The organism is Pseudomonas sp. YJ42 (assembly GCF_047225135.1).
In the GTDB taxonomy this organism is placed as follows: Bacteria; Pseudomonadota; Gammaproteobacteria; order Pseudomonadales; family Pseudomonadaceae; genus Stutzerimonas; species Stutzerimonas stutzeri_E.
This window is the reverse complement of the sequence record NZ_CP178378.1, coordinates 3,209,346-3,234,042: the sequence shown is the minus strand read 5'-3', so window position 1 is coordinate 3,234,042 and position 24,697 is coordinate 3,209,346. Positions and strand designations below refer to the sequence as shown.

Below are 24,697 nucleotides of genomic sequence, written 5' to 3'. Positions count from 1 at the left end.
AGCGCCGATGCGAGTCGCCCGCCCGACAGAGCTGTAATCGAATCATGCCTGTAGCAGCGGATCCAGCCGACCTGCCCGTTCCAGCGCGTGCAGCTCGTCGCAGCCACCGACATGCTCGTCGCCTATCCATATCTGCGGAACCGAGGTACGTCCGGCCTTGTTCGCCATTTCGGAACGCAAGGCCGGCTTGCCGTCCACGGCAATTTCCTCGTAACTGACACCCTTGCGATCGAGCAGACTCTTGGCCCGGACACAGTACGGGCACCAGGCGGTGGTATAGATGACGACTTTTGGCATATTTACTTGACCACTGGCAAATTCTCGCCGCGCCAGCTGGAAATTCCCCCAGCAAGCTTGGCAGCAGTAAAGCCCGCCTTCTGTAACTCACGGCAGGCCGCTCCAGCGTGCTGGCCCATGGCGTCGACGACGATGATCGTCTTGCCCTTGTGTTTTTCCAGCTCGCCCATTCGGCTGACCAGCTTCTCGTAGGGAATGTTCAATGAGTCGACGATGTGGCCCGCGTCGAACTCCTTCTTCGCACGCACGTCCAACACCACGCCTTCGTCGCGATTGACCAGATTGGTCAGCTCACGATTGCTCAGGCTCTTGCCGCCCTTGCGCGCCTCGGTGAAGGCAAGCAGGACCAGCAGCACCAGAAAGATGCTGACCAGTACATAGTGGTTGGAGACAAATTCAATCAGGTTAGCGACCATCAATAGGGTACCCGGGGGATAAAATGCGGGCCAGTATACACAGCCCCTCCACCGGGCTGAACCCTGCGAATCGTGACGCCAAACGGGCCAGCCAGTAGACTGGCCGCCATTTTTCGCGCCCTCGTGCAAGGAGCCAGATACATGCCTGCCGCGCCCAAACCCCTGGTACTGATGATTCTCGACGGCTTCGGACACAGCGACAGTCCTGAATTCAATGCCATCCACGCCGCCAACAAACCGGTTTATGACCGTCTGCTCACCAGCCAGCCGCACGGTCTGATTTCCGGCAGCGGCATGGATGTGGGCCTGCCGGACGGCCAGATGGGCAACTCCGAGGTAGGGCACATGAACCTGGGTGCTGGTCGCGTGGTGTATCAGGACTTCACCCGAGTGACCAAGTCCATCCGGGACGGCGAGTTCTTCGAGAACCCGAACATCTGCGCCGCGGTCGACAAGGCCGCCGCCGCGGGCAAGGCCGTGCATATCCTCGGCCTGCTGTCAGATGGCGGCGTACACAGCCATCAAGACCATCTGGTGGCGATGGCCGAACTGGCCGCCAAGCGCGGCGCCGAAAAGATCTATCTGCATGCCTTTCTCGATGGCCGCGATACTCCGCCGAAAAGCGCCCAACATTCCATCGAACTGATGCAGGCCACCTTCACCCGTCTGGGCAAAGGCCGCGTCGCCAGCCTGATCGGTCGCTACTTCGCGATGGATCGCGATAACCGCTGGGACCGTGTCGAGCAGGCCTATCACCTGATCGTCGACGGCAAGGCGGCCTATCGTTCCGACTATGCGGTGGATGGCCTGATCGCCGCTTACGAGCGCGGCGAAAGCGACGAGTTCGTCAAAGCCACCACTATCGGCGAGCCGGTACGCGTGGAAGATGGCGATGCCGTGGTGTTCATGAACTTCCGTGCCGACCGCGCGCGCGAACTGACCCGCTGCTTCGTGGAGCCCGATTTCAACGAGTTCCCGCGCGCGCGCGTACCGAAACTGGCTGGCTTCGTCATGCTGACCCAGTACGCCGCAAGCATCCCCGCACCGTCGGCTTTCGCACCCGAAGCCCTCACCAATGTGCTGGGCGAATACCTGGCGAACAATGGCAAGACCCAGCTGCGCATCGCCGAGACCGAGAAGTACGCCCACGTCACCTTCTTCTTTTCCGGCGGTCGTGAGGAGCCGTTTCCCGGCGAAGAACGCATTCTCATTCCATCGCCACAGGTCGCCACCTACGATCTGCAGCCGGAGATGAGCGCCCCGGAAGTCACCGATCGCATCGTCGAAGCCATCGAGCAGCAGCGCTACGACGTGATCATCGTCAACTACGCCAACGGCGACATGGTGGGCCACACCGGCGTGTTCGAGGCTGCCGTGAAAGCAGTGGAATGCCTGGACACCTGCATAGGTCGCATCACCGAAGCGTTGGACAAGGTTGACGGCGAGGCATTGATCACTGCCGACCATGGCAATGTCGAACAGATGGAAGACGCCATGACTGGACAGGCGCACACCGCCCATACCTGCGAACCGGTGCCTTTCATTTATTACGGCAAGCGCAACCTGACGATCCGCGAAGGCGGTGTGCTCGCCGATGTGGCTCCGACGATGCTGACGCTGCTGGGCCTGCCGGTGCCTGCAGAGATGACCGGCCGCTCGATCATCGAACTGCAAAGCTGACGATGGCAGCTGGAAACCGAGCCTTCGCTTCAGCTGAGGGCTCGAGCTTCCAGCCGCTTTTTTAGGCATACTACGGCGATCCCAAACCTTCCGGCTTGTCCCTTACATGCCTCGTATTCTTCTCGCATTCGCACTTTTCTGTCTGCTCGGTTCGGCCATGGCAGACGAGCGCGCCGACGCCCGTAAACAAATCGAAGCGGCACGCAAGGACGTCGCCGAGTTACAAAAGCTGCTCAAGCAGATCGAGCAGGAGAAATCGGCGGTCCAGAAACAGCTGCAAACCACCGAAAGCGAGATGGGTCAGCTGGAAAAGCAGGTGGACTCGCTGCAGCAGGAAATCGATCGCAGCGAAGCGGAGCTCGAGCGCCTCAATGATGAAAAGACCACACTGGAAGGCGCTCGCCTCGAACAGCAGCGCCTGATCGGAATCCAGGCGCGGGCTGCCTACCAGAGCGGGCGTCAGGAATATCTCAAGCTTCTGCTCAATCAGCAGAACCCGGAAAAATTCAGCCGCACCCTGACCTACTACGACTACCTCAGCAAGGCCCGTTTCGAGCAGGTCGCAAACTTCAACGAAACGCTCAGCCAGCTGGCCAAGGTCGAAGCAAACATCGAGGCGCAGCAGACGACGCTCGCCGAGCAGCAGGACGGATTGCAGGAGCGCCGCGCCCAGCTGGCCGAGGTACGTCAGGAGCGCCGTCAGACGCTGGCCAAGCTCGATCGCGACTTTTCCACCCGCGACCAGAAGCTCAAGGCGCGTCAGCAGGAGCAGGCGCAACTGGAGCGAGTCCTCAAGACCATCGAGCAAACCCTTGCGCGGCAAGCACGTGAAGCCGAACAGGAGCGCCAACGCGCGCTCGCAGCGGCACGCGAAGAACAAGTCCGCCAGCAACAGGCAGGTCGCACCGCCCCGGCACCGTCAGGGCCGATCGTATCCAGCGCCGGAGGAAATTTCGGCGGCCCATTCGCCAGCGCCAAAGGCAAGCTGCCCTGGCCGGTGGACGGACGATTGGTCGCCCGCTACGGCACTCCGCGCGGCGGTGATGCTCGAACCAAGTGGGATGGCGTGCTGATCGGGGCCGAAGTCGGCACCCAGGTGCGTGCCGTGCACGGCGGCCGGGTGGTGTTCGCCGATTGGCTGCGGGGTGCCGGCCTGCTGGTGATCCTCGACCATGGCAATGGTTACCTGAGCCTGTACGGTCACAATCAGAGCTTGCTGCGCGACGCCGGAGAAATCGTCAAGGCAGGCGACCCGATCGCCACCGTAGGAACCAGTGGCGGACAAGAGTCCGCCGCACTGTATTTCGCCATTCGCCAACAGGGTCGCCCAAGCGATCCAGCACAATGGTGTCGCGCGCAAGGATAGGCCGGTCCGGCTGCTAGCGCCCCTCACAACTGGAGTCAGACATGCTGCACCTGCGACGTATAGCCCAACCCACCACCCTGGCCCTGACCATCATGCTGGGGTTGTACGGGAGCGCCTGGGCCCAGCAATCGCCCGCAGAGCTGGCGCCAGAGCCAATTGCGCTGGACACCGCGACCCGCAAGGCCCCGCTGCCGCTGGACGAATTGCGCACCTTCGCCGAAGTGCTGGACCGGATCAAGGCCGCCTATGTCGAACCAGTCGATGACAAAACCCTGCTGGAGAATGCTATCAAGGGCATGCTCAGCAACCTCGATCCGCATTCTGCCTATCTCGAGCCCGAGGCCTTTGCCGAGTTGCAGGAAAGCACCAGCGGCGAGTTCGGCGGGCTCGGCATCGAGGTCGGCATTGAAGATGGCTTCATCAAGGTGGTGTCGCCGATCGACGACACACCAGCCTCCAAGGCTGGTATCGAGGCGGGCGATCTGATCGTCAAGATCGATGGCAAGCCGACCAAGGGCATGTCGATGATGGATGCGGTCAGCATGATGCGCGGCAAGCCGGGCAGCGATATATCGTTGTCGCTGGTGCGCGAGGGTGGCAAGCCCTTCACCGTCAAGCTCACCCGTGCGGTAATCAAGGTCAACAGCGTCAAGAGCCAGATGCTCGAACCCGGCTACGGCTATTTACGCGTCACCCAGTTCCAGATCAATACCGGCGAAGAAGTCGGCAAGGCGTTGGCGCGTCTGCGCAAGGAAAATAGCAAGAAACTCAACGGCCTGGTGCTCGACCTGCGTAACAACCCGGGTGGCGTGCTGCAGGCGGCAGTGGAGGTGTCCGATCACTTCCTCACGGATGGTCTGATCGTTTACACCAAAGGGCGCATCGCCAACTCCGAGCTGCGCTTCAGCGCCGATCCAGGCGACGCCAGCGAAGGCGTTCCCTTGGTCGTACTGATCAACGGCGGTAGCGCCTCTGCGTCGGAGATCGTCGCGGGTGCGCTGCAGGACCAGAAGCGCGGCGTCGTGATGGGTACAGACAGCTTCGGCAAGGGCTCGGTGCAGACCGTGCTGCCACTGAACAATGACCGCGCCCTGAAACTCACCACTGCGCTCTATTACACACCCAACGGCCGTTCCATCCAGGCTCAGGGCATCGAGCCCGATATCGAGGTAACCCGCGCCAAGCTGACACGCGAACAGGCCGCCGAAGGCATACGAGAGGCCGATCTGGCCGGCCATCTGGGCAACGGCAACGGAGGGCCGGAACGCCCCAGCGGCGCTCCGATCGTCAGCGATTCGCCACGCCCACAGGACGATGACTTCCAACTCGGCCAGGCGCTGAATCTGCTCAAGGGGTTGAACCTCACTCGCGGTCAGTAGCGGATGCCCAAGGTCGTACGTCTTCTGCTGGGAATCCTCGCACCGCTGCTAATGGTCGTCATGGCCAGCGTTGAAGCCGGCGATATAGAAGGCGCAGATGATCTGGCAGTCGTCGCGCGGATGCCCAAGCTCGCTCTGGTGATCGATGATCTGGGCCAGAATGCCGCTCGGGACAGGCGTGTACTGGCCTTGCCCGGCCCGGTGGCCATGGCGATTCTGCCAGATACCCGCCACGCCACGAAGCTGGCTGAGCAGGCCAGGACGGCAGGTAAGACAGTCATGCTGCATTTGCCCATGGCCCCCGCCGGCGGCCCCTACGCCTGGCAGCCACAACTACCGCAGGCGGAGCTGGATCGCCGCCTGGACAGCGCACTGGCTAAGGTTCCCCATTCCAGCGGTGTGAACAATCACATGGGCAGTCAGATGACCGATCGACAGCGCCCCATGACCGCCCTGATGAGCGAGCTGCAGGAACGTCATCTATTCTTTCTGGACAGCCGCACCAACGCCGGAACCGTCGCCGCAGCTGCCGCGCAAAAGATCGGGTTGGCCAGCCTGTCGCGCGACATTTTTCTCGATGACGACCCCAGCCCCAAAGCCGTTGCCGAGCAGTTTCGCGCGGCCATACAGCTGGCTCGCAAACAAGGTTCAGTCGTGGTGATCGGCCATCCACACCCGGCCACACTTGCCCTGTTGGAGCGGGAGTTGCCGAAGCTCGGAGCACAGGGCATCGATTGGGTGAACATCGACCAGATGATCGCCACCCGGGGCAACCGCGCCATGATCGCCCATGGCGCAAACGGCCTTTATCGTTGAGGTTGAATCACAGGTAACGACGCATGATGGCGTCTATAGCGCCGTCACTCTTCATTTCGTTCAGCGCTTTCTGCAATCGCGTTACGACTTCATCTGGCGTCTGCTTGTTCAGCGCAAGGAACAGCTGCGCGTCGTTGAAGCGCAGCACCGTGGTCAATCCGCTTACCCCTTCCTGCTTGGCCAGGTAGGGCCCGACGGGGTCGGTTGTCGCCCATAGGTCTATCTGCCCCTTGAGCAGCTTGCCGATGTTTTCCTGGTCGCGCAGTGAATTGATCGGCTCGAAACCCTGGCTTTCCAAATGCTGGCTGACCGCATCGTTCTTGTATGCGCCGATCCGGTACTGCTGCGCCTGGTCAAGCGAACTCAGCCGCATCGGGCTGCCGGCCGGAGCCAGCAATACCCAGCCGGTACTGGCTAGCGGACCGACCCATTTGAACAACGGCTCACGCTCGGGCGTGTAGGTGGTGGAAAACAGGCCCTGGTCCGGATGCTCCAACGCTTGATTGTAGATACGCTCCCAGGGGAAACGCAGCGTCAGGCTGTAAGCGATCCCGGCACGCTTGAACATTTCGCGCACGATCTCGGCGTTGATTCCACTGATGTTGCGATCTGCAGCGTAGTTCTTGCCGTCCGCCGCCATGTTGAATGGCGGAAAGTTTTCTGTCAGCAACACCAGCTTGTAGTCATCAGGCAGTGCGGCCCTGGCCGAAGTCGCCATCAACAGCAACAGCCCGGCCATTAGAATTCGTCTCATCGATCCTTCCCCCACGTCAGCGAACATCCCATACGACACCGCGCTGGCCCTGCCGAGCAGACTCCATGCGGACCTCGTTCGATTATGTTTAGCAACTTGTGAACCAGACGCAGCGCAGCGACCACCGCAATGTGAAAAACCGCACAGATCCAGGGAATCATATTGCCATCATTCACAGCCAGGCAATTGCCTGACGGATCAACGGGAGGGAAATACCGGCCGGCAAGCAGAGAAACGCGAGCGTGGCGTTCCGAAATAGAGCATCGCAGCGCTATAAACGCTGCGATTCGGCACGTCGACCGGAGCTGCAGCAAGGCAAACCGCTACAGATTGCGGCCGCTGATGGTGTCTAGCGTGTAATGACGCCGGTGCGCCTAAACGTTCCGAGAGTGATATCGGTGGCAATCGCGGTGATGTTTTCGTCACGCGCGAAGTTCTTGCCATCGACTGCCATGTTGTAGCGGCGGAAAGTTCTCGGTGAGCAGCTTTAGCGGCTCTGGTGCCGACTGCACGGCGCCAGCGATCAGCGAGAGTCGACGTCCATCGCAAAAAGCAGGGTTTTGAACATGATGTGACTCCCTGACGAAGCGGCAGCCGCGGCATGTTCGCGGCTGTGCTCCTGGTTGACTGGCGCGGCGCCGGTCAACGCATCACGATGCCACAACTGGCCATGTAAGCTTTGGCTTCTGGCACCGTGTATTCACCGAAGTGGAAGATGCTGGCCGCCAGCACCGCGTCAGCCTTGCCCTCGATGATGCCGTCGGCCAGGTGCTGCAGGTTGCCGACGCCACCGGATGCGATCACCGGGATGTGCACGGCCTCACTGATGGCGCGGGTCACGCCGAGGTCATAGCCGCTCTTGACGCCGTCCTGGTCCATGCTGGTCAAGAGAATCTCCCCGGCGCCCAGCGCTTCCATTTTCTGCGCCCAGAGTACGGCGTCGAGCCCCGTGGGTTTGCGGCCACCATGGGTGAAGATTTCCCAGCGCGGCGTTTCGCCAGGTTTGGATACCTTTTTCGCGTCGATGGCGACCACGATGCACTGCGAGCCGAAGCGCTCGGCGGCTTCGCCAACGAATTCGGGGGTAAAGACGGCGGCGGTGTTGATCGAGACCTTGTCGGCACCGGCATTGAGCAGGTTGCGGATGTCTTGCACGCTGCGCACGCCGCCGCCGACGGTCAGCGGGATGAACACCTGGCTGGCCATGCGCTCTACCGTGTGCAGCGTGGTGTCGCGGTTGTCGACACTGGCCGTGATATCGAGGAAAGTGATTTCGTCGGCGCCCTGCTCGTCGTAGCGACGGGCGATTTCCACCGGATCACCGGCATCGCGGATGTTCTCGAACTGGACGCCTTTGACCACGCGGCCATTGTCCACGTCGAGGCAGGGAATGATGCGTTTGGCGAGGGCCATGCTTTTCTCCGAAAAGAGCTTGAAGCCTTGAGCCAGAAGCTGAAAGCCGGTCGAGCTGCTTCCGGCTTCAGCTCACGACTTTTTATTCGTCTTTAAATTTGAGATCGCAGAGCGCCTGCGCCTCGGCCACGTCCAGCGTGCCCTCGTAAATCGCTCGACCGGTGATGGCACCGATGACGCCGGGGGTATTGGTATCGAGCAGCTTCTGGATATCGCCGATGTTGTGGATACCGCCGGAGGCGATCACCGGAATACGGCTGGCGTTGGCCAGGGCCACCGTCGCCTCGACGTTGCAGCCCTGCATCATGCCGTCTTTGGCGATATCGGTGTAGACGATTGCCGAAACGCCATCGGCCTCGAAACGACGCGCCAGATCTACGGCCTGCACGCTGCTAACCTCTGCCCAGCCATCGGTGGCGACAAACCCGTCCTTGGCGTCCAGGCCGACGATCACCTTGCCCGGGAAGGCGCGGCAGGCCTCAGTGACGAACTCCGGCTGCTTGACCGCCTTGGTGCCGATGATCACGTAGCTGACGCCGGCGCGTACGTAGTGTTCTATGGTTTCCAGGGTACGAATGCCGCCCCCGATCTGGATCGGTAGGTCCGGATAACGCTTGGCGATCGCCGTGACCACTTCACCGTTGACCGGCTGCCCCTCGAAGGCACCGTTGAGATCGACCAGATGCAGACGACGGCAACCGGCCTCGACCCACTTGGCGGCCATGGCCACCGGGTCGTCGGAGAACACCGTAGCGTCGTCCATAAGCCCCTGACGCAGACGCACGCAGGCGCCGTCCTTGAGATCGATGGCGGGAATAATCAGCATGGCTCGAACCTGTTCAAATCGGATATCGGTTAAGGTCAGCTCTTCTCGAGCGCCCACAAGTCGCTTTCGATGCTTTCAAACCTTTCTTTAAGGTGTGTTTGCACATCGAAAATCGCCTTGTTGTAATAGAGCGGAGCAATCTCGCGAGCAAACAGATCAAGCACTTCCTGCGCTTCGAAAGAGCCGAGCTCCAGCTCGAAACGATCTTCCAGAAAGCGCTTTATGATCTGCTGTGCGGCCTGCTCCTGCACAGAATCCAGCGTCAGGATCGGCGCTTTGAGCTTTGCCCGACTCATTACCAGCGGCCGTCCCAGGCGGCGAAGTTCTGCAGCAGCTGCAGGCCGTGGGTGTGGCTCTTCTCAGGGTGGAACTGCACGGCGAAGCGCGAGCCGTCGGCCAACGCGGCGGCGAAATCCTTGCCGTAGTGGCCGCGACCGACCACCTGTCTTGGATTTCCCGCTTCGATGTAATAGCTGTGCACGAAATAGAAGCGGCCATCGGCGGGAATGTTGTGCCAGAGCGGATGGGCAATCGCCTGCTCCACCTCGTTCCAGCCCATGTGCGGCACTTTCAGGCGCTCGCCGCCCTCTTGCATATCCTTGCCGAAGAAGCGCACCTGGCCAGGAAACAGGCCGATGCAATCGACACCACCGTTCTCCTCGCTACGCTCCATCAGCGCCTGCATGCCGACGCAGATGCCCAGGAACGGGCGATCGACGCTGACTTCGCGCACCAGCTCGTCGAAACCCAGGCGGCGAATCTCGGCCATGCAGTCGCGGATCGCGCCGACGCCGGGGAACACCACCCGATCGGCTTCGCGGATGACTTGCGCATCGCTGGTGATCAACACTCGGCCAGCACCGACGTGCTCGAGCGCCTTGGCAACCGAGTGCAGGTTACCCATGCCGTAATCGATGACGGCGACGGTCTGCATTACAGGCAACCCTTGGTTGACGGCATCTGCCCGGCCATCCGCTCATCCAGCGTCACCGCCATGCGCAGCGCGCGGCCGAAGGCCTTGAACACGGTTTCGATCTGGTGATGGGTGTTGTGCCCGCGCAGGTTGTCGATATGCAGGGTGACCAGCGCGTGATTGACGAAGCCCTGAAAGAATTCCTGAAACAGATCGACATCGAAACCGCCGACGGTGGCGCGGGTGTAAGGGACGTGCATCTGCAGGCCCGGACGCCCGGAGAAGTCGATCACCACGCGCGACAGCGCCTCATCCAGCGGCACGTAAGCATGTCCGTAGCGGGTCATGCCCTTCTTGTCGCCGACCGCCTTGGCAAAGGCCTGGCCGAGGGTGATGCCGACGTCCTCGACAGTATGGTGGTCATCGATGTGCAGATCGCCCTTGCACTCGATATCCAGATCGATGAGCCCATGGCGGGCGATCTGGTCGAGCATGTGTTCCAGAAAGGGCACACCAATGGCGAAACGGGCCTTGCCGGTGCCATCGAGGTTAATGGTGGCCTTGACCTGGGTTTCCAGGGTGTTGCGCTCTACGCATGCCGTACGTTCGGACATCGACAGCTCCGCTGATCGTGGGGCTAAAAAGATCGGCATTATAGGCGCAAACCCGCCTGCGGGGATACGCGCCCCGGCGGCTCACAATACGGCTAGCGGGAAGCCGGACGGGCGATCGTCGAAACATCTCGTCTGGTGGTGCTAAAGCCTCAGGGTCCCCAAAAGCAGATCGCCCGAGATCCAGCACATCGGAACACGGCGCACCGCCACCGTGCGCTGGCAAGCCGGCGCAGTTATGCTTGCCGCAACCACACAGCGCACCAGGTCAACATGCCCGTATTCGTCGAAACCGTAACCGAGCCCAGCCAGCAGGATCGCATCGATCTCGCGAAAATATATGCCGACGCCCCGGATTGGCTGCTGGCGCCTTATGCGGATGCCACAGCTCTGATCGAGGCGGGACTGGCCAACCGTAGCCTGATCGCCGGCCGCTTCAATGATCGCCTGCTCGGCGCGGCCCTGTTGCAGCGGGGCGCTCCGCACTGGCGCCTCTCGCATCTATGCGTCCGCAAGGTCACCCGCCGTCGTGGCGTTGGCAAACGGATCCTGGACGAGTGCCGGCGCCTGGCTGCCGAAGCCTCGAACGAGCTGCATCTCGTAGCGCCGCCGGCGCACCTCGAAGCCCAGGCGCTGGCCGCACGGACACATCTGCCACTAGACCCCAGCTAGTTATGGCTGGACCGCTACCTGCGCCTGCGCAGCCGGCCAGGAACCCCGGTGCCTGTAACCACTCCAACGCCAGCTGCGACGAAAGCCATGGTTCGCAGCGCTATACTCGCTGCTTTTGAATGCCAAACACAAAGGACCTGTCCATGAAAGCGCTCGGCAAGATCCTGGGCCTGGTAATCCTCGGGTTGCTGCTGCTCATCGTCGCATTGGGCTTTGCCCTGACCCACCTGTTCGATCCCAATGATTACAAGGACGAAATTCGCGAACTTGCCCGCAACAAGGCCGGACTCGAGCTGAATATCGCCGGCGACATCGGCTGGAGCCTGTTCCCCTGGCTCGGCCTGGAGCTACACGACACCACCCTGGCCAGCGTCCGGACTCCACAACAGCCTTTCGCCGACCTGCGTATGCTTGGCCTCTCGGTCCGAGTGCTCCCGCTGTTCAGCCGTGAAGTGCAGATGAGCGATATCACGCTCAACGGCCTCAACCTGACCCTGAGCCGCGACGAAAACGGCAAGGGCAACTGGGAAGGCGTGGGCCAACCGGTTGCCAGCGAAACGCAGCCTGGCGACACGCCACCAGCGGAACCGGCCGAAACCTCGACTGACGAGCAGAAATCCGACAATCGCAAGCGACCCCTGCGACTCGATATCGATAGCCTGACCATAAGCGATGCCCGAGTGTCCTACCACGACGCGAAAAGCGGCCAGCAATTCAGTGCCGAGGGCATCGAGCTGAGCACGGGCGCCATTCGCGAAGCCACCTCGATCCCGGTCAAACTCAACGCCTTCTTCGGCAGCAACAAGCCGGTGATGCGTGCGCGTACCGAACTGCAAGGCGCGCTGCGCTTCGATACCAAACTCCAACGCTATCAGCTCGAAGACCTGCGCCTGAGCGGGGAGGCTTCCGGCGAGCCGCTGCAAGGCAAGACTCTCTCCTTCAGCGCTCAAGGCCAGCTGCTGGCCGACCTGGCGGCCAACGTTGCCGAGTGGACCAGCCTCAAGTTCACCGCCAACCAGCTGCGTGGTCTTGGTGAGCTGAAAGCGCGCGATCTGCGGGAGCAGCCGAAGATCGCCGGCACCCTGTCCATCGCCCAATTCAACCTGCGCGAATTTCTCGACAGCATCGGCCAGCAGCTTCCGACCATGGCCGACAACAAGGCATTGAGCAAAGCCGAACTGGTCACTCGCCTGGCCGGGACTTCGAACAGCCTGACCTTTGAAGAACTCGACCTGAAGCTGGACGGCAGCACCTTTACCGGCCAGGTTGGCATCAGCGATTTCGCCAAGCAGGCACTGCGCGTCGACCTCAAGGGCGACCAGCTGAACCTCGATCATTACCTGCCGCCGCCAGGCAAGGACGATGCAGCTGGCGCGACTCGCCAGAGCGAAGTGGAAGCCACCGAAGCCGCGGCAATCGGCAGCGGCACCACGCCTCTGCCTGACAAACCGACCCAGCAAGCCTGGAGCGAAGCGCAGGTACTGCCGATCGGCACACTGCGCAGCCTGGACACCCGGATCAACCTGGATATCGGTAGCCTCACCGCAATGAAACTGCCATTCGACGGTTTCGCGCTCAAGGCACGCAGCGCTGGCGGTCTGCTGACGCTGCAGGAGCTGCGCGGCGGCATCTACAACGGCCGCATGGAAGCCTCGGCCAGCCTCGACGTGCGACCAGAGATACCACTGATAACCGCCCAGACCCACCTCGCCCGCGTTCCAGTCGAGCGCCTGCTGCAAAGCCAGGATGAAAAGGTCATCATCAAGGGCCTGCTCAACCTGGACAGCGACCTTCGCAGCCAGGGCAACAGCCAGAAGGCCTGGATCGACAATCTCAACGGCAACATCGGCTTCATCGTCGACAATGGCATCCTCGTCGATGCCAACCTCGAGCAGCAACTCTGCCACGCCATCGCCACCCTCAACCGCAAACCCCTCTCCAGCGACCCGCGTAGCAAGGACACCCCGTTCCGCCAATTGAAGGGCAGTCTGAACCTGCACAACGGCATCGCCAGCAACCCGGACCTGAAGGCCAGCATTCCCGGTTTGACGGTCAACGGCAACGGCGACATCGACCTTCGTGTGCTGGGCATGGACTACCGCGTCGGTATCGTCGTCGAAGGCGACAAAGGTGCGATGCCCGACCCGGCCTGCGCAGTCAATGAGCGCTATGTCGGCCTCGAATGGCCACTGCGCTGCCGCGGCCCGCTGGAACTAGGCGCCAAGGCGTGCCGCTTCGATAAGGACGGCCTCGGCAAGATCGCCGCCAGGCTCGCCGGAGAAAAGCTCAACGAAAAAATCGAAGAGAAGCTTGGCGACAAGGTCAGTCCTGAATTGAAAGACGCACTTAAAGGCCTGTTCAACCGATGATTGACCACCCCATGAGCCCGGAGCAGTTCGGCACCGCCGTGCTCGACTGGTACGACCGCCACGGGCGTAAAGATCTGCCCTGGCAGCAGGGCATCACGCCCTACCGGGTCTGGGTCTCGGAGATCATGCTGCAACAGACCCAAGTCAGCACCGTGCTCGGCTACTTCGACCGTTTCATGGCCACCCTGCCAACGGTCGAAGCCCTGGCCGACGCCACCGAAGACGAAGTGCTGCACCTGTGGACCGGCCTGGGCTATTACAGCCGCGCGCGCAACCTACACAAGACCGCCAAGCTGATCGTCACCGAGCACGGCGGCGAATTTCCGCAATGCGTCGATCAGCTCGCCGAGCTACCCGGCATCGGCCGCTCCACCGCCGGCGCTATCGCCAGCCTGAGCATGGGTTTGCGCGCCCCGATACTCGACGGCAACGTCAAGCGCGTATTGGCTCGCTACGTCGCGCAGGACGGTTATCCCGGAGAGCCGAAAGTCGCCAGACAGCTGTGGGACTTGGCCGAACGCATGACCCCGCAAGCGCGTGTCAATCACTACACCCAGGCGATGATGGATCTCGGCGCGACGCTCTGCACCCGCAGCAAGCCCAGCTGTCTGCTCTGCCCGTTAAAGAGCGGCTGCCGAGCCCATCTGCTCGGTCGCGAAACCGATTTCCCAGTGCCCAAACCACGCAAGGCATTGCCGCAGAAGCGCACCCTGATGCCGCTGCTGGCCAACCATGAAGGCGCCATCCTGCTTTATCGCCGTCCACCCACCGGACTATGGGGCGGACTCTGGAGCCTGCCGGAACTGGATGATCTGGCCGCGCTTGACCCGCTCGCCGCACGGCATGCACTGCAACTGCAGCAGCGCCGCGAGCTGCCGGGCCTGACTCATACGTTCAGCCATTTCCAGCTGGCGATCGAGCCGTGGCTGATCAGAGTCAAGCCCAAGGGCGATGCCGTGGCCGAGCCTGACTGGCTCTGGTATAACCTCGCCACCCCGCCGCGACTGGGGCTCGCCGCCCCGGTGAAGACGCTGCTCAAGCGCGCCGCCGCCGAATTGAACGCAGGAGAGATGTCATGACCCGCACCGTGAACTGCCGCAAGTATAAAGAACAACTGCCCGGCCTCGATCGCCCGCCGTATCCGGGCCCGAAGGGCGAAGACATCTACAACAACGTGTCGAAGAAGGCCTGGGACGACTGGCAGAAGCACCAGACCATGCTGATCAACGAGCGCCGGTTGAACATGATGAACGCCGAGGACCGCAAGTTCCTGCAAGCCGAGATGGACAAGTTCTTCTCCGGAGAGGATTACGCCCAGGCCGAGGGTTACGTACCGCCGAGCGAATGATCCGCCGCGTCCAGAGCGAGCAAGGCACCGCGCCCTGCTCGCCCCGCGCAAGCCGCCCGCGACGCCAAGATCGCTGCAAAAGGTCCAGCACAACGCTAAACGCCCGTTCTGGCTAAATATTTTCCTGGCCGCGCTTGACAGGCAAAAGCCAAATCCGTCTAATAGCGCCCCGTTGCCCAGGTAGCTCAGTCGGTAGAGCAGGGGATTGAAAATCCCCGTGTCGGCGGTTCGATTCCGTCCCTGGGCACCACTAATCCGAACGAAAAGGCTCACCCATGCGGTGGGCCTTTTTGTTTTCTGCTGCGTTTTTACAGCGCTCTTCACGATCCATGACGACGCATCCAGTCATGCGGCGCGCTCCAAGTTGTGCGCTGCGGCTCTGAAAGGTTGGGCGTTCAATTTGTACTGGTTGCTCGCGCTGGCTCACGCCGTGCTGTACCCGACGCAGGTATGGCGCAGGCAACTGCAACTGGCCGCCGGATTGGCGGTAGGTGCGGTGTTGCTGAACTGGCTTACCACTGACGACCATCTGTTGCGCAGCCTATCCGCTGGACATGCGGCCGTAGCTGGCATGGACCTGATGCTGCTGGCCCTCTCCGGCGTTAGTCTGCTGGCGACGCGGCGGCCAGGCCGAGTCCGCACCGCACCGCACCGCACCGCAACCGGCGACACGCGCCTTACGCGAGGGGAATCAGCGTGTCTGAGCTGCTCGCTTCAAGGCTGGCATTCGCCCTGTGCTATTTCGCGTTCGCCCTGCTAGCGCTCTGCCAGATGGTGCACCGCAAGGCGATCGACCCGCTGACCTACCCCTCGCCCGGCCTGCCAGAGGACCCGGAAGCTGTTGGCAGCCTCGTCTCTGGTGGGCAGCACTGGCACTGCTAGTGGCTGTACAAGGCAGGGGATTCGGCGCGATTCTCTGGATGCTGCTGGTCAGCGCGGGGGCTTTCGGCCTATCGCTGCCCCCGAGGGGAAAACCCGCCTGGTTGCGCCCACTGCTCCAGACGACCGGAAAACCGGCTCGTTAAGTCTTAGGTCGTTTTAGCCGCCCTGACTTAATTCTGGGCTAGGCTGATACCAGCGTACGGCGACGACCGCCATACCACCCTGACTATCGCCCGCTAAGGAAGGCTTAACGCAATGCAAGGAGCCAAGCTGTGCGTAGGGTTCTCTCGATTCTAACGATCTGGTTACTACTTGGCGCCGCGCAGGTCAGCGCAGCGCAGTGGCGCTTCGTCACCGAAGACTTCCCCCCATTTACCTACCCCGCTGACGCCCCGCTCAGCACGGATGCCGGCGTCGATGCGGGTGGCCCTCTGGTGGAGGTGGTGCAAACGGTCTGCGTACGTTTGCAGCAGGACTGCACGATCACCTTGTATCCCTGGCGGCGAGCGCTGCGGCTCGCCGAGCAGGGCCAGGCGGATGGCATCTTCACACTGGTACGCTCGCCCCAACGGCAACAGATATTCCACATCACCCGGATGCTGGTGACTTCTCACTACAGCGTCTTCGCCCGTGATGACAGTACCTTCGTGTTCCATCAACCAAGCGATATGGCCGGCCGACGGGTTGGTGTTTATGGCCCTTCGGGAACCTCCTATGTCCTCTCCGAACGCCTCAAGGCCGTACCTGACGTGGACTTCCACCTGACTGCCGACAACCGGCGCCTGTTGCGCATGCTGCAGTCCGGACGCTTCGGCAAGGAAGGGCTGGCGGTGCTCAATCAGGATGTGGCCTGGCACCTGATCGAAGACGAACACCTCGATGGACTGCGAGAGGCGGGCGAAATGGGCCCGATCACCTACGGTATCGGGCTGTCGCGCAAGACGGTGAGCGAGACCCAGTTCATGGCGTTCGAGCATGCATTGGGCGAGGCGATCGCCGACGGTACGGTGCCGAGCATCTTGCGCCGTTACCAACTGGAGCCGGCCTTCTGAGCGACCGCTCAACCAACCCACGCCAAGTCGCGCTGCCCCCGCCGTGGCGCCCCATGCCCGTTTGAAGTCCGACCAGTCTCTTGAGCAACGGACGTCCACACGGCAATGCTGGTGAGTATTTCGTCGCAAATGGCCGTCTACCTTCCTGATTGCCATCGCGCTTGGAGAGCCAAAGCGTTTTCCGTTCCACTCGCCAACCAGAGGCCCGAACACACATGGATGCAGAGAAGAAGCTACCCAAAGCCATCATCCTTTTCCCGGTGTTCATTCCTGCCGTCGCCGTAACGCTGCTGCTGGTGCTCGGCACCATCAGCAATCCGGACCTGGCCGGCAAGGTATTCAGCTCTACGCTGGCGTTCATCACCACTAACTTCGGCTGGTTCTACATGCTGTCGGTGGCGTTCTTTCTGGTGTTTATCGTCGGTATCGCGATGACACCCTGGGGCAGCATCAAGCTCGGACCTGACCACGCGGAACCGCAATACAGCTTCCCCGCCTGGTTCGCCATGCTGTTTTCTGCCGGCTACGGCATCGCCCTGTTGTTCTTCGGCGTGGCCGAGCCGGTGCTGCATTACGCCTCGCCGCCGGCCGGTGCAGCGGAAACGGTCGACTCAGCCAAGCAGGCGATGCAGATCGCCTTCTTCCACTGGGGCTTTCATATCTGGGCGATCTACGGCTTGACCGGCCTGGTGCTGGCGTATTTTTCCTTTCGCCACGGACTGCCGCTGTCCATGCGCTCGGCGCTCTATCCGATCATTGGCGAACGCATCTACGGGCCAATCGGTCACGTGGTGGATGTCTTCGCCATTCTCGGTACGCTGTTCGGCATCGCCACGACGCTCGGGTTGTCGGTTACCCAGATCAACGCCGGGATCAACTATCTGTGGCCGGACATTCCGGTGAGTATCGGGGTCCAGATCACCGCCATCGCCGTCATCACCGCCATGGCGATCTGCTCGGTGGTCGCCGGCCTCGACAAGGGCGTGAAGAATCTCTCGCTGCTGAACATGATTCTCGCGATCGCGCTGATGCTGTTCGTGTTTCTGGCCGGCCCGACCATCTTCATTCTCGAAACCTTTTTGCAGAACACAGGCAGCTACCTGAACAACATCATCGAGCGTACCTTCAATCTGCAGGCCTATTCGCGCAGCGACTGGATCGGCAACTGGACCCTGTTCATCTTCGGCTGGACAATCGCCTGGTCGCCGTTCGTGGGTCTGTTCATCGCCAAGATCAGCCGCGGCCGGACGATTCGGCAGTTCGTCTTCGGCGTGATGTTCGTGCCGACGATCTTTACCTTTCTGTGGTTTTCGGTGTTCGGCGACACCGCGCTGCATCTGATCATGGTCGAGGGCTACACCTCGCTGATCGCCGATGTGCAGGCCGATAACGCCATTGCGCTGTTCAAATTGTTCGAACTGCTCCCGATGAGCGCTATCACCTCGTTCCTGGCGGTGCTGCTGATCGTCACCTTCTTCGTCACCTCGTCGGACTCCGGCTCGTTGGTGATCGACTCGCTGGCAGCCGGCGGCGCGAGCCATACGCCGGTCTGGCAACGCGTGTTCTGGGCCAGTACGGAGGGGCTGGTGGCGGCCGCGCTTTTGCTCGCCGGTGGCCTTAGCGCGCTGCAGACCATGACCATCGCCAGTGCGTTGCCGTTCGCCATCATCATGCTGATCTCCGCGCTGGGCATGTGGCGCGCGCTGGTGATCGAAGGGCATCACGAAACCAGCCTGCAGAACCACATGCAAAGCAGCCGCCTGGCCAGCAACGCCGGGCCGGGTCTGTGGAAGAAGCGCCTTGCCGGCATGGTCAGCTTCCCAGACCGCGAGCAGGTCGAAGACTTCATGAGCAGCACCGTGCTCAAGGCCATGCGCCGTGTGCAGCGCGAACTCAGCGGCCAAGAGTGGAACGCCGAGGTGCATACGGACGAAGCCAACTCTCGCGTCTATCTGGAAGTGCTCAAGGAAGCCCAGGTAGATTTCATCTATGAAATCCGCATGGTGGGCTACGCCATGCCCGCCTTCGCCCTTTCCGAAGGGCCGGATACTGATGAGCAGTACTATCGCGCCGAGGTTTTCCTGCGCCGCGGCGGGCAGCACTATGACATTTACGGCTATGACCAGCAGGACATCATCAGCGACATCCTCGACCAGTTCGAAAAGTACCTGCACTTCCTGCATATATCGCCGGGAAGCCTGCCGTGGAAAATGAACGAACACGACGAGATGCTGAGCGGCGAAACCGATCTGCCCAAACCCGATCAGCCATGAGGAGCGACCGCGACTCTGCGCAAGCGGTCGCGTCGTTTGTCCGCGTTTCGCTCCGGGTTTCGGGCAATGGCGCTAAATTCATCTATATATAGAAGACCGATTAACGAGGCCAACCATCGGTGACCAACCGGTCACGAAGCTTGGTATGGTGCCGCGCTTGGCGCATGCCCCCGCCCATGCTAGGTTTGCGCCTCGCCAGGAGGGCGAGCAGTCGGCCGGAGCGCAATTTACACAGAAAAGGACCACGCAACGCCCTGGTCCGAGAAGAGGAAGCTCAATGGCTGAGGCCATCCCAGCACTGGAAATCCGCAACCTGCACAAGCGCTACGGCGATCTGGAAGTACTCAAGGGCATCTCGCTGACCGCGCGCGACGGCGATGTGATTTCCATCCTCGGCTCGTCCGGCTCCGGAAAATCCACATTTCTGCGCTGCATCAATCTGCTGGAGAACCCCAACGAGGGCGAGATTCTCGTCGCTGGCGAGCAGCTGCGCCTCAAACGCGCCAAAGACGGCGACCTGGTGGCAGCCGACGCCAAGCAGATCAACCTGATGCGCAGCAAGCTCGGCTTCGTGTTCCAGAATTTCAATCTCTGGCCGCACATGAGCGTGCTGGACAACATCATAGAGGCGCCACGACGCGTGCTCGGCCTGAGCAAGGCTGAAGCCACCGAAAGCGCCGAGGCCTTGCTGGCCAAGGTGGGCATCGCCGATAAGCGCCATGTCTACCCCAATCAGCTATCCGGCGGTCAGCAGCAGCGCGCGGCCATCGCACGCACCTTGGCGATGCAACCCAAGGTCATCCTGTTCGACGAGCCGACCTCGGCGCTCGATCCGGAAATGGTACAAGAAGTGCTTGCAGTAATCCGGTCACTGGCCGATGAGGGTCGTACCATGCTGCTCGTTACCCATGAAATGAATTTCGCCAAACAGGTCTCCAGTGAGGTGGTTTTTCTTCATCAGGGCCTGGTCGAAGAGCAAGGAACGCCGGAGCAGGTGTTCGACAACCCCCAATCGGCACGCTGTAAACAGTTCATGTCCAGCCATCGCTAATGGAGCAACACATCGCATGAAAAGCTATAAGAAAATTCTGCTGACTGCCGCCGCCACCCTGATGCTCGGCGCCAACGCCTTTGCCGCCGACAAGCTGCGCATCGGTACTGAGGGCGCCTATCCTCCCTTCAACCTGATCGACGCCAGCGGCCAGGTGGTCGGCTTCGACCTGGATATCGCCCACGCACTCTGCGCCAAGATGGAAGTCGAGTGCGAAGTGGTCACCTCCGACTGGGACGGCATCATTCCGGCGCTGAACGCCGGCAAATTCGACTTCCTCGCCGCGTCCATGTCGGTCACAGAGGAGCGTAAGAATGCCGTCGACTTCACCGACCACTACTACACCAACAAGCTGCAGTTCGTGGCGCCCAAATCGGTCGACTTCAAGACTGACGAGGGATATCTGAAGGGCAAAACCATCGGAGCGCAGCGTGCCACCATCGCTGGCACCTGGCTGGAAGACAACATGGATGGCGTGGTCGACATCAAGCTCTACGACACCCAAGAGAATGCCTACCTCGATCTGGCTTCCGGCCGCGTCGATGGCATCCTCGCCGACTCCTTCGTGCAGTGGGAATGGCTCAAGAGCGACGCCGGCAAGGACTTCGAATTCAAGGGTGAGCCGGTGTTCGATAACGACAAGATCGCTATCGCCGTGCGCAAGGGCAACGATGAGCTGCGCGAGAAGCTGAACAAGGCACTGGCTGAAATCAGAGCCGACGGCACCTACGAGAAGATCAACGCGAAGTACTTCCCTTTCGATATCTACTGATCCGTCTGAATCAAGGCCCGGTCGCCAATCTGGTCGGCCGGGCTTTGGTGTTTGAGCCCATATGATCCCCGACCTTCATGGATTCGGTCCCGCGCTGCTCGCCGGGACCTGGATGACCATTCAACTGGCCCTCGCGGCGCTGGCCCTGGGCCTCGTGCTCGGCCTGCTTGGCGCACTTGCCAAGACTTCTCCGTTCGCCGCCCTGCGCTGGATAGGCGGCACCTATTCGACCATCGTGCGCGGCGTACCCGAACTGCTCTGGGTGCTGCTGATCTATTTCGGCACCATCGGCCTGGTGCGTGGCATCGGTGAGATATTCGGTATCGAGAATCTTGCCCTGAGCCCGTTTACCGCCGGCACCATCGCCCTCGGCCTGTGCTTCGGCGCTTATGCCACCGAAGTCTTTCGCGGCGCGTTGCTGGCTATTCCCAAGGGCCATCGCGAAGCCGGATTGGCCCTGGGCCTGGGCAAGCCGCGGATATTCCTGCGGCTGATCCTGCCGCAGATGTGGCGCTTGGCCCTGCCCGGCCTGGGCAACCTGTTCATGATCCTGATGAAGGACACCGCGCTGGTTTCGGTGATTGGCCTGGACGAGATCATGCGCAGTTCGCAAATCGCCGTGACCGCCAGCAAGGAGCCCTTCACCTTCTTCGTCGTCGCCGCCTTCATCTACCTTGGCCTGACCGTTATCGCCATGAGCGGTATGTACTTCCTCGAAAAACGCGCCGGTCGCGGCTTCGCCAGGAGCACCGCATGAGCTGGGAACTGTTCATCAAGTGGCTGCCAAGCTTCCTCGACGGCGCCTGGCTGACCCTGCAACTGGTCGGCGCTTCGGTCGTCGCTGGGCTGATCCTCGCGCTGCCGCTGGGCATCGCCCGTTCCTCACGCATCCTGGCGGTGCGCGCCCTGCCCTACGGCTATATCTTTTTCTTCCGCGGTACACCGCTGCTGGTGCAGCTGTTCCTGGTCTATTACGGCATGGCGCAGTTCGAGGTGGTTCGCCAAAGCGCGCTTTGGCCGTTCCTGCGCGATCCGTACTGGTGCGCGATCATCACCATGACGCTGCATACCGCCGCCTATATCGCCGAAATCATCCGCGGCGCGATCCAGAATGTGCCGCCGGGGGAAATCGAAGCGGCGCGTGCGCTGGGCATGTCGCGTAGCCAGGCGATGTGGCACATCATCCTGCCGCGCGCGGCGCGCATCGGTCTGCCGGCCTACAGCAACGAAGTCATTCTGATGCTCAAGGCCAGCGCCTTGGCGAGCACCATCACCCTGCTCGAACTGACCGGCATGGCACGCAAAATCGCGGCGCGCACCTATATGCACGAAGAAATGTTCCTCACTGCGGGCCTGATCTATCTGATCATCGCTTTCATCCTGATGCAGGGTTTCAAACTGCTGGAGCGATGGTTGCGCGTGGATGCCTGCCAGGGACGCTGAGCCCCCGCTACCGAGACCCGACGGCTCGACACTACTTCCGACAGTGATCGAGTCCGTCCCGCAGCCCGATCAGCCGAAACCGGCCGGTGCGGAATCCCCTGGCGCGAACAAGGTCAGAACAACCCAGCATTTGCCAACGAGACTGCCATGCCCGCCGACATTCAGCGCATCGAAATGGACCAACTGCCCTGCTGGCGCATCCGCAACGGTGCCGCCGAACTGATCGTCGCCGAACAGGGCGCGCAGGTGCTCAGCTACCGTCAGGGCGATGCGTCGCCGGTCATCTGGCTCAGCGAAGAGGCGTCATTCGAACGCGGCCAGGCGGTGCGCGGCGGGATCCCGGTGTGCTGGCCTTGGTTCGGCGATCTGATCCGCAATCCGCAACCGATCCAGGACGCCTACCGGGGCAGCCAACCGGCTCCGGCGCACGGGTTGGTGCGCAACATCGACTGGCTGCTGAAAGATTCGTGCAGCGACGCCGACGGCGCCACGCTGGAATTCGCCTGCAACGAAGCTGGCAGCCTGCCTGGCTGGCCTCACGCGGTGGACTTGAAGCTGCAGATTCGCCTGGACCATAAAGGGCTGCACCTGACGCTGACCAGCCACAACCGTGGTCAGGCAGAGATCGCGCTGTCCCAGGCAATGCACAGCTATTTCACCATCAGCGACATCCATCAGGTCTCGGTGGAAGGGCTGGACGGCTGCCCCTATATCGAAACCCTGGACGCCTGGCAGCAACGCCAGCAGCAGGGTGATCTCGCCTTCGATGGCGAGACCGACCGTATCTACCTCGAGCTGCCGCCGACGCTGTGCCTGCGTGATCCGGGACTCAACCGCCGGATTATCCTGAAGACCCGCGGCTCCCGCTCGGCCGTGCTGTGGAACCCATGGGTCGCCAAGGCGCAGCGCCTGTCACAGTTCGCCGACGATGCCTGGCAGCGGATGCTTTGCATCGAGACGGCAAACGTGCTGGACGACATGGTCCGACTGGCCCCCGGCGCCACTCATTCTCTGAGTGTCTCGATCGACGTCGAAACGCTCTGAGGCCGAACCGACGCCCACCTCGATAGCCAAGATTCAAGCGTCCAGCCGCGCATTGAATCTATACTGCAACGAGCATCCCTTCACCGCCCTGGCAACCGCCAGGCGGCGACTGATGCAGCCTGCCGGTCAGTTGCGATGCTCTGGAGGTTATCTCGATGTCATGGATGCCGCGCTGCGCCACACGAGCCCTAGCCAACCCTGTTCCTCATCCGCATCAGCCTTGCTCTGATGCGCCATGAATACTGACTTCGACCTGCTGCTTGCTGGCGCTGGTCATAGCCACCTCGGCGCGCTGCGCCAATGGGCCAGCCGTGAACGCCCCGTGGGCCGGATCGGCCTGATCTCGGCCGATCCCCATGCCTGGTACTCGGGCATGATGCCCGGCCTCATTGCCGAGCATTACCAGGCACGCCAATGCCGGATCGCGCTACCCAAACTCTGCGCAGCGGCCGAAGTCGAGTTCATCCAGGGCACGATGGTTGCGCTACTTCCGGAAACCCCCGAGCTGCTCCTGGCGACTGGCGAGACATTGCGCAGCACCTGGCTGTCACTGAACTTGGGCTCCCTGCCCTGGCTACCGGAGCAATCCGGAGATGGTATGGAGTTGCTCTCGGTGAAGCCGTTCGCCGACTTCATCCGGCGCTGGCAACAATGGCAGGAAATCCCTGAGCCGCTGGCGATTGTCGGCGGCGGCGCGGCAGGTGTCGAACTGGCGCTGGCGATGGCCGGTCGAGCTCCGTCCATCGAGCTGTTCTCCGATGGCCAGCTGCTTACCGCGCATCCGCCACGCCTGCGCCGTCTCGCGCTGAGGCATCTGCAGCACGCCAAGGTGCAAGTCCATGAAAACACTCCGATCCAGGCGGTGCATGGCAACACCCTGATCGGCGACGGCCAGATCCGCTGGCGGGGCCGACGTCTGGTCGTCGCAACCGGACCCAGCCCGCTGGAGTGGGTGCGCGAATCCGGCTTGCGGCTGGATGCACGCGGCTTCATTGATGTCTCGCCAGCATTGCAAAGCCGCTCTCATCCGCACGTTTTCGCCAGCGGAGATTGCGCCAGTCTTCCCGGCGCCCTCCACAACGGTGTTCACGCGGTGCGCCAGGCGGCTGTACTCGCCACCAACCTTGGTCGAGCAGCCATCGGCCAGCCGCTGCGTCATTACCATCCACCAACGCACAGCCTCGCCCTGTTGGCCGACGGTCGCGGAGGGGCGCTGCTGAGCTGGGGCAGCCTGGCGGCCGAAGGTCGGTTACTGGGCCGCTGGAAGGATTATATCGATCGCCGCTTCATGCGCCGTCATGGCAGCGAAGGCTGACGCGC

General features: G+C 61.8%; 25 protein-coding genes, 1 tRNA gene and 1 pseudogene. 18 read left to right on the top strand and 9 right to left on the bottom strand.

The window, feature by feature from the left end; all coding sequences use genetic code 11:
* Positions 1-42: 42 nt before the first annotated feature.
* Together grxC and ACL0K2_RS14915 are read right to left on the bottom strand one after the other, a co-directional pair.
* A complete protein-coding gene (gene grxC, locus ACL0K2_RS14920; protein ID WP_045164108.1) occupies positions 43-297 on the bottom strand; it encodes a glutaredoxin 3 in 255 nt (84 codons plus the stop codon).
* A 2-nt stretch (positions 298-299) separates the two neighbouring features.
* The gene (locus tag ACL0K2_RS14915; RefSeq protein ID WP_413042935.1) at positions 300-713 is read right to left on the bottom strand and encodes a rhodanese-like domain-containing protein; all 414 of its coding nucleotides are present in this window, start codon (positions 711-713) and stop codon (positions 300-302) included.
* Between the two features lie 141 nt (positions 714-854).
* On the opposite strand from ACL0K2_RS14915, the gene gpmI reads away from it, so the two are divergent.
* The 4 genes from gpmI (at position 855) to ACL0K2_RS14895 (ending at position 5,954) form a co-directional block, all read left to right on the top strand.
* On the top strand, positions 855-2,393 hold the full coding sequence (gpmI, locus tag ACL0K2_RS14910; protein WP_413042934.1) for a 2,3-bisphosphoglycerate-independent phosphoglycerate mutase: 1,539 nt from the start codon (positions 855-857) through the stop codon (positions 2,391-2,393).
* A gap of 106 nt (positions 2,394-2,499) precedes the next feature.
* A complete protein-coding gene (locus ACL0K2_RS14905) occupies positions 2,500-3,759 on the top strand; it encodes a murein hydrolase activator EnvC family protein (RefSeq protein WP_045164111.1) in 1,260 nt (419 codons plus the stop codon).
* A gap of 41 nt (positions 3,760-3,800) precedes the next feature.
* A complete protein-coding gene (locus tag ACL0K2_RS14900) occupies positions 3,801-5,138 on the top strand; it encodes a S41 family peptidase (protein ID WP_045164112.1) in 1,338 nt (445 codons plus the stop codon).
* Between the two features lie 60 nt (positions 5,139-5,198).
* Positions 5,199-5,954 carry a divergent polysaccharide deacetylase family protein gene (locus ACL0K2_RS14895; RefSeq protein WP_413044477.1) on the top strand — a complete coding sequence of 252 codons (756 nt, stop codon included), beginning with the start codon at positions 5,199-5,201 and terminating at the stop codon, positions 5,952-5,954.
* A 7-nt stretch (positions 5,955-5,961) separates the two neighbouring features.
* Here the strand turns inward: ACL0K2_RS14895 and ACL0K2_RS14890 are convergent, their stop codons facing one another.
* From ACL0K2_RS14890 to hisB, 7 genes and pseudogenes are all read right to left on the bottom strand, one after another.
* Complete coding sequence (locus ACL0K2_RS14890) at positions 5,962-6,708, bottom strand: substrate-binding periplasmic protein (protein WP_045164379.1); 747 nt, start codon at positions 6,706-6,708, stop codon at positions 5,962-5,964.
* A gap of 361 nt (positions 6,709-7,069) precedes the next feature.
* Positions 7,070-7,252, bottom strand: a pseudogene (locus tag ACL0K2_RS14885) (amino acid ABC transporter substrate-binding protein); the annotation flags it as partial.
* 98 nt (positions 7,253-7,350) lie between these two features.
* Positions 7,351-8,121, bottom strand: a complete 771-nt coding sequence (hisF, locus tag ACL0K2_RS14880) for an imidazole glycerol phosphate synthase subunit HisF (protein WP_413042933.1) — start codon at positions 8,119-8,121, stop codon at positions 7,351-7,353.
* Positions 8,122-8,203: 82 nt separating this feature from the next.
* Entirely contained in the window at positions 8,204-8,947 is a 744-nt protein-coding gene (hisA, locus tag ACL0K2_RS14875; RefSeq protein ID WP_045164380.1) for a 1-(5-phosphoribosyl)-5-[(5-phosphoribosylamino)methylideneamino]imidazole-4-carboxamide isomerase, read from the bottom strand.
* Between the two features lie 35 nt (positions 8,948-8,982).
* Entirely contained in the window at positions 8,983-9,243 is a 261-nt protein-coding gene (locus tag ACL0K2_RS14870) for a DUF2164 domain-containing protein (protein ID WP_239611287.1), read from the bottom strand.
* The gene (gene hisH, locus ACL0K2_RS14865; RefSeq protein ID WP_045164116.1) at positions 9,243-9,881 is read right to left on the bottom strand and encodes an imidazole glycerol phosphate synthase subunit HisH; all 639 of its coding nucleotides are present in this window, start codon (positions 9,879-9,881) and stop codon (positions 9,243-9,245) included. The genes ACL0K2_RS14870 and hisH overlap by 1 nt, the downstream gene beginning before the upstream one ends.
* Positions 9,881-10,474, bottom strand: a complete 594-nt coding sequence (hisB, locus tag ACL0K2_RS14860) for an imidazoleglycerol-phosphate dehydratase HisB (protein ID WP_045164117.1) — start codon at positions 10,472-10,474, stop codon at positions 9,881-9,883. Before hisB ends, hisH begins: the two co-directional genes overlap by 1 nt.
* A gap of 270 nt (positions 10,475-10,744) precedes the next feature.
* On the opposite strand from hisB, the gene panM reads away from it, so the two are divergent.
* From panM to ACL0K2_RS14790, 14 genes are all read left to right on the top strand, one after another.
* Positions 10,745-11,143: an aspartate 1-decarboxylase autocleavage activator PanM gene (gene panM, locus ACL0K2_RS14855; protein WP_045164118.1), complete on the top strand. Its 399-nt coding sequence runs from the start codon at positions 10,745-10,747 to the stop codon at positions 11,141-11,143.
* Between the two features lie 143 nt (positions 11,144-11,286).
* Positions 11,287-13,512: an AsmA family protein gene (locus tag ACL0K2_RS14850; RefSeq protein ID WP_413042932.1), complete on the top strand. Its 2,226-nt coding sequence runs from the start codon at positions 11,287-11,289 to the stop codon at positions 13,510-13,512.
* 11 nt (positions 13,513-13,523) lie between these two features.
* Positions 13,524-14,591 (top strand): A/G-specific adenine glycosylase, encoded by a 1,068-nt coding sequence (mutY, locus tag ACL0K2_RS14845; protein WP_413044476.1) that lies wholly within the window; start codon positions 13,524-13,526, stop codon positions 14,589-14,591.
* Positions 14,588-14,860, top strand: a complete 273-nt coding sequence (locus ACL0K2_RS14840) for an oxidative damage protection protein (RefSeq protein WP_045164120.1) — start codon at positions 14,588-14,590, stop codon at positions 14,858-14,860. The genes mutY and ACL0K2_RS14840 overlap by 4 nt, the downstream gene beginning before the upstream one ends.
* 174 nt (positions 14,861-15,034) lie before the next feature.
* Positions 15,035-15,110, top strand: a tRNA-Phe gene (locus ACL0K2_RS14835).
* A 446-nt stretch (positions 15,111-15,556) separates the two neighbouring features.
* On the top strand, positions 15,557-15,742 hold the full coding sequence (locus ACL0K2_RS14830) for a hypothetical protein (protein WP_413042931.1): 186 nt from the start codon (positions 15,557-15,559) through the stop codon (positions 15,740-15,742).
* Positions 15,743-16,014: 272 nt separating this feature from the next.
* Positions 16,015-16,794 (top strand): substrate-binding periplasmic protein, encoded by a 780-nt coding sequence (locus ACL0K2_RS14825; protein ID WP_413042930.1) that lies wholly within the window; start codon positions 16,015-16,017, stop codon positions 16,792-16,794.
* 215 nt (positions 16,795-17,009) lie between these two features.
* On the top strand, positions 17,010-19,067 hold the full coding sequence (locus ACL0K2_RS14820) for a BCCT family transporter (protein WP_413042929.1): 2,058 nt from the start codon (positions 17,010-17,012) through the stop codon (positions 19,065-19,067).
* 277 nt (positions 19,068-19,344) lie between these two features.
* Complete coding sequence (locus ACL0K2_RS14815) at positions 19,345-20,118, top strand: ABC transporter ATP-binding protein (protein WP_045164125.1); 774 nt, start codon at positions 19,345-19,347, stop codon at positions 20,116-20,118.
* Positions 20,119-20,134: 16 nt separating this feature from the next.
* Positions 20,135-20,890: an ABC transporter substrate-binding protein gene (locus ACL0K2_RS14810; protein ID WP_045164126.1), complete on the top strand. Its 756-nt coding sequence runs from the start codon at positions 20,135-20,137 to the stop codon at positions 20,888-20,890.
* Between the two features lie 61 nt (positions 20,891-20,951).
* The gene (locus tag ACL0K2_RS14805) at positions 20,952-21,647 is read left to right on the top strand and encodes an ABC transporter permease (RefSeq protein ID WP_045164127.1); all 696 of its coding nucleotides are present in this window, start codon (positions 20,952-20,954) and stop codon (positions 21,645-21,647) included.
* The gene (locus ACL0K2_RS14800) at positions 21,644-22,333 is read left to right on the top strand and encodes an ABC transporter permease (protein ID WP_045164128.1); all 690 of its coding nucleotides are present in this window, start codon (positions 21,644-21,646) and stop codon (positions 22,331-22,333) included. The genes ACL0K2_RS14805 and ACL0K2_RS14800 overlap by 4 nt, the downstream gene beginning before the upstream one ends.
* A 147-nt stretch (positions 22,334-22,480) precedes the next feature.
* Positions 22,481-23,377: a D-hexose-6-phosphate mutarotase gene (locus ACL0K2_RS14795; protein ID WP_413042928.1), complete on the top strand. Its 897-nt coding sequence runs from the start codon at positions 22,481-22,483 to the stop codon at positions 23,375-23,377.
* A gap of 235 nt (positions 23,378-23,612) precedes the next feature.
* A complete protein-coding gene (locus ACL0K2_RS14790; protein WP_413042927.1) occupies positions 23,613-24,692 on the top strand; it encodes an FAD-dependent oxidoreductase in 1,080 nt (359 codons plus the stop codon).
* Positions 24,693-24,697: the final 5 nt, after the last annotated feature.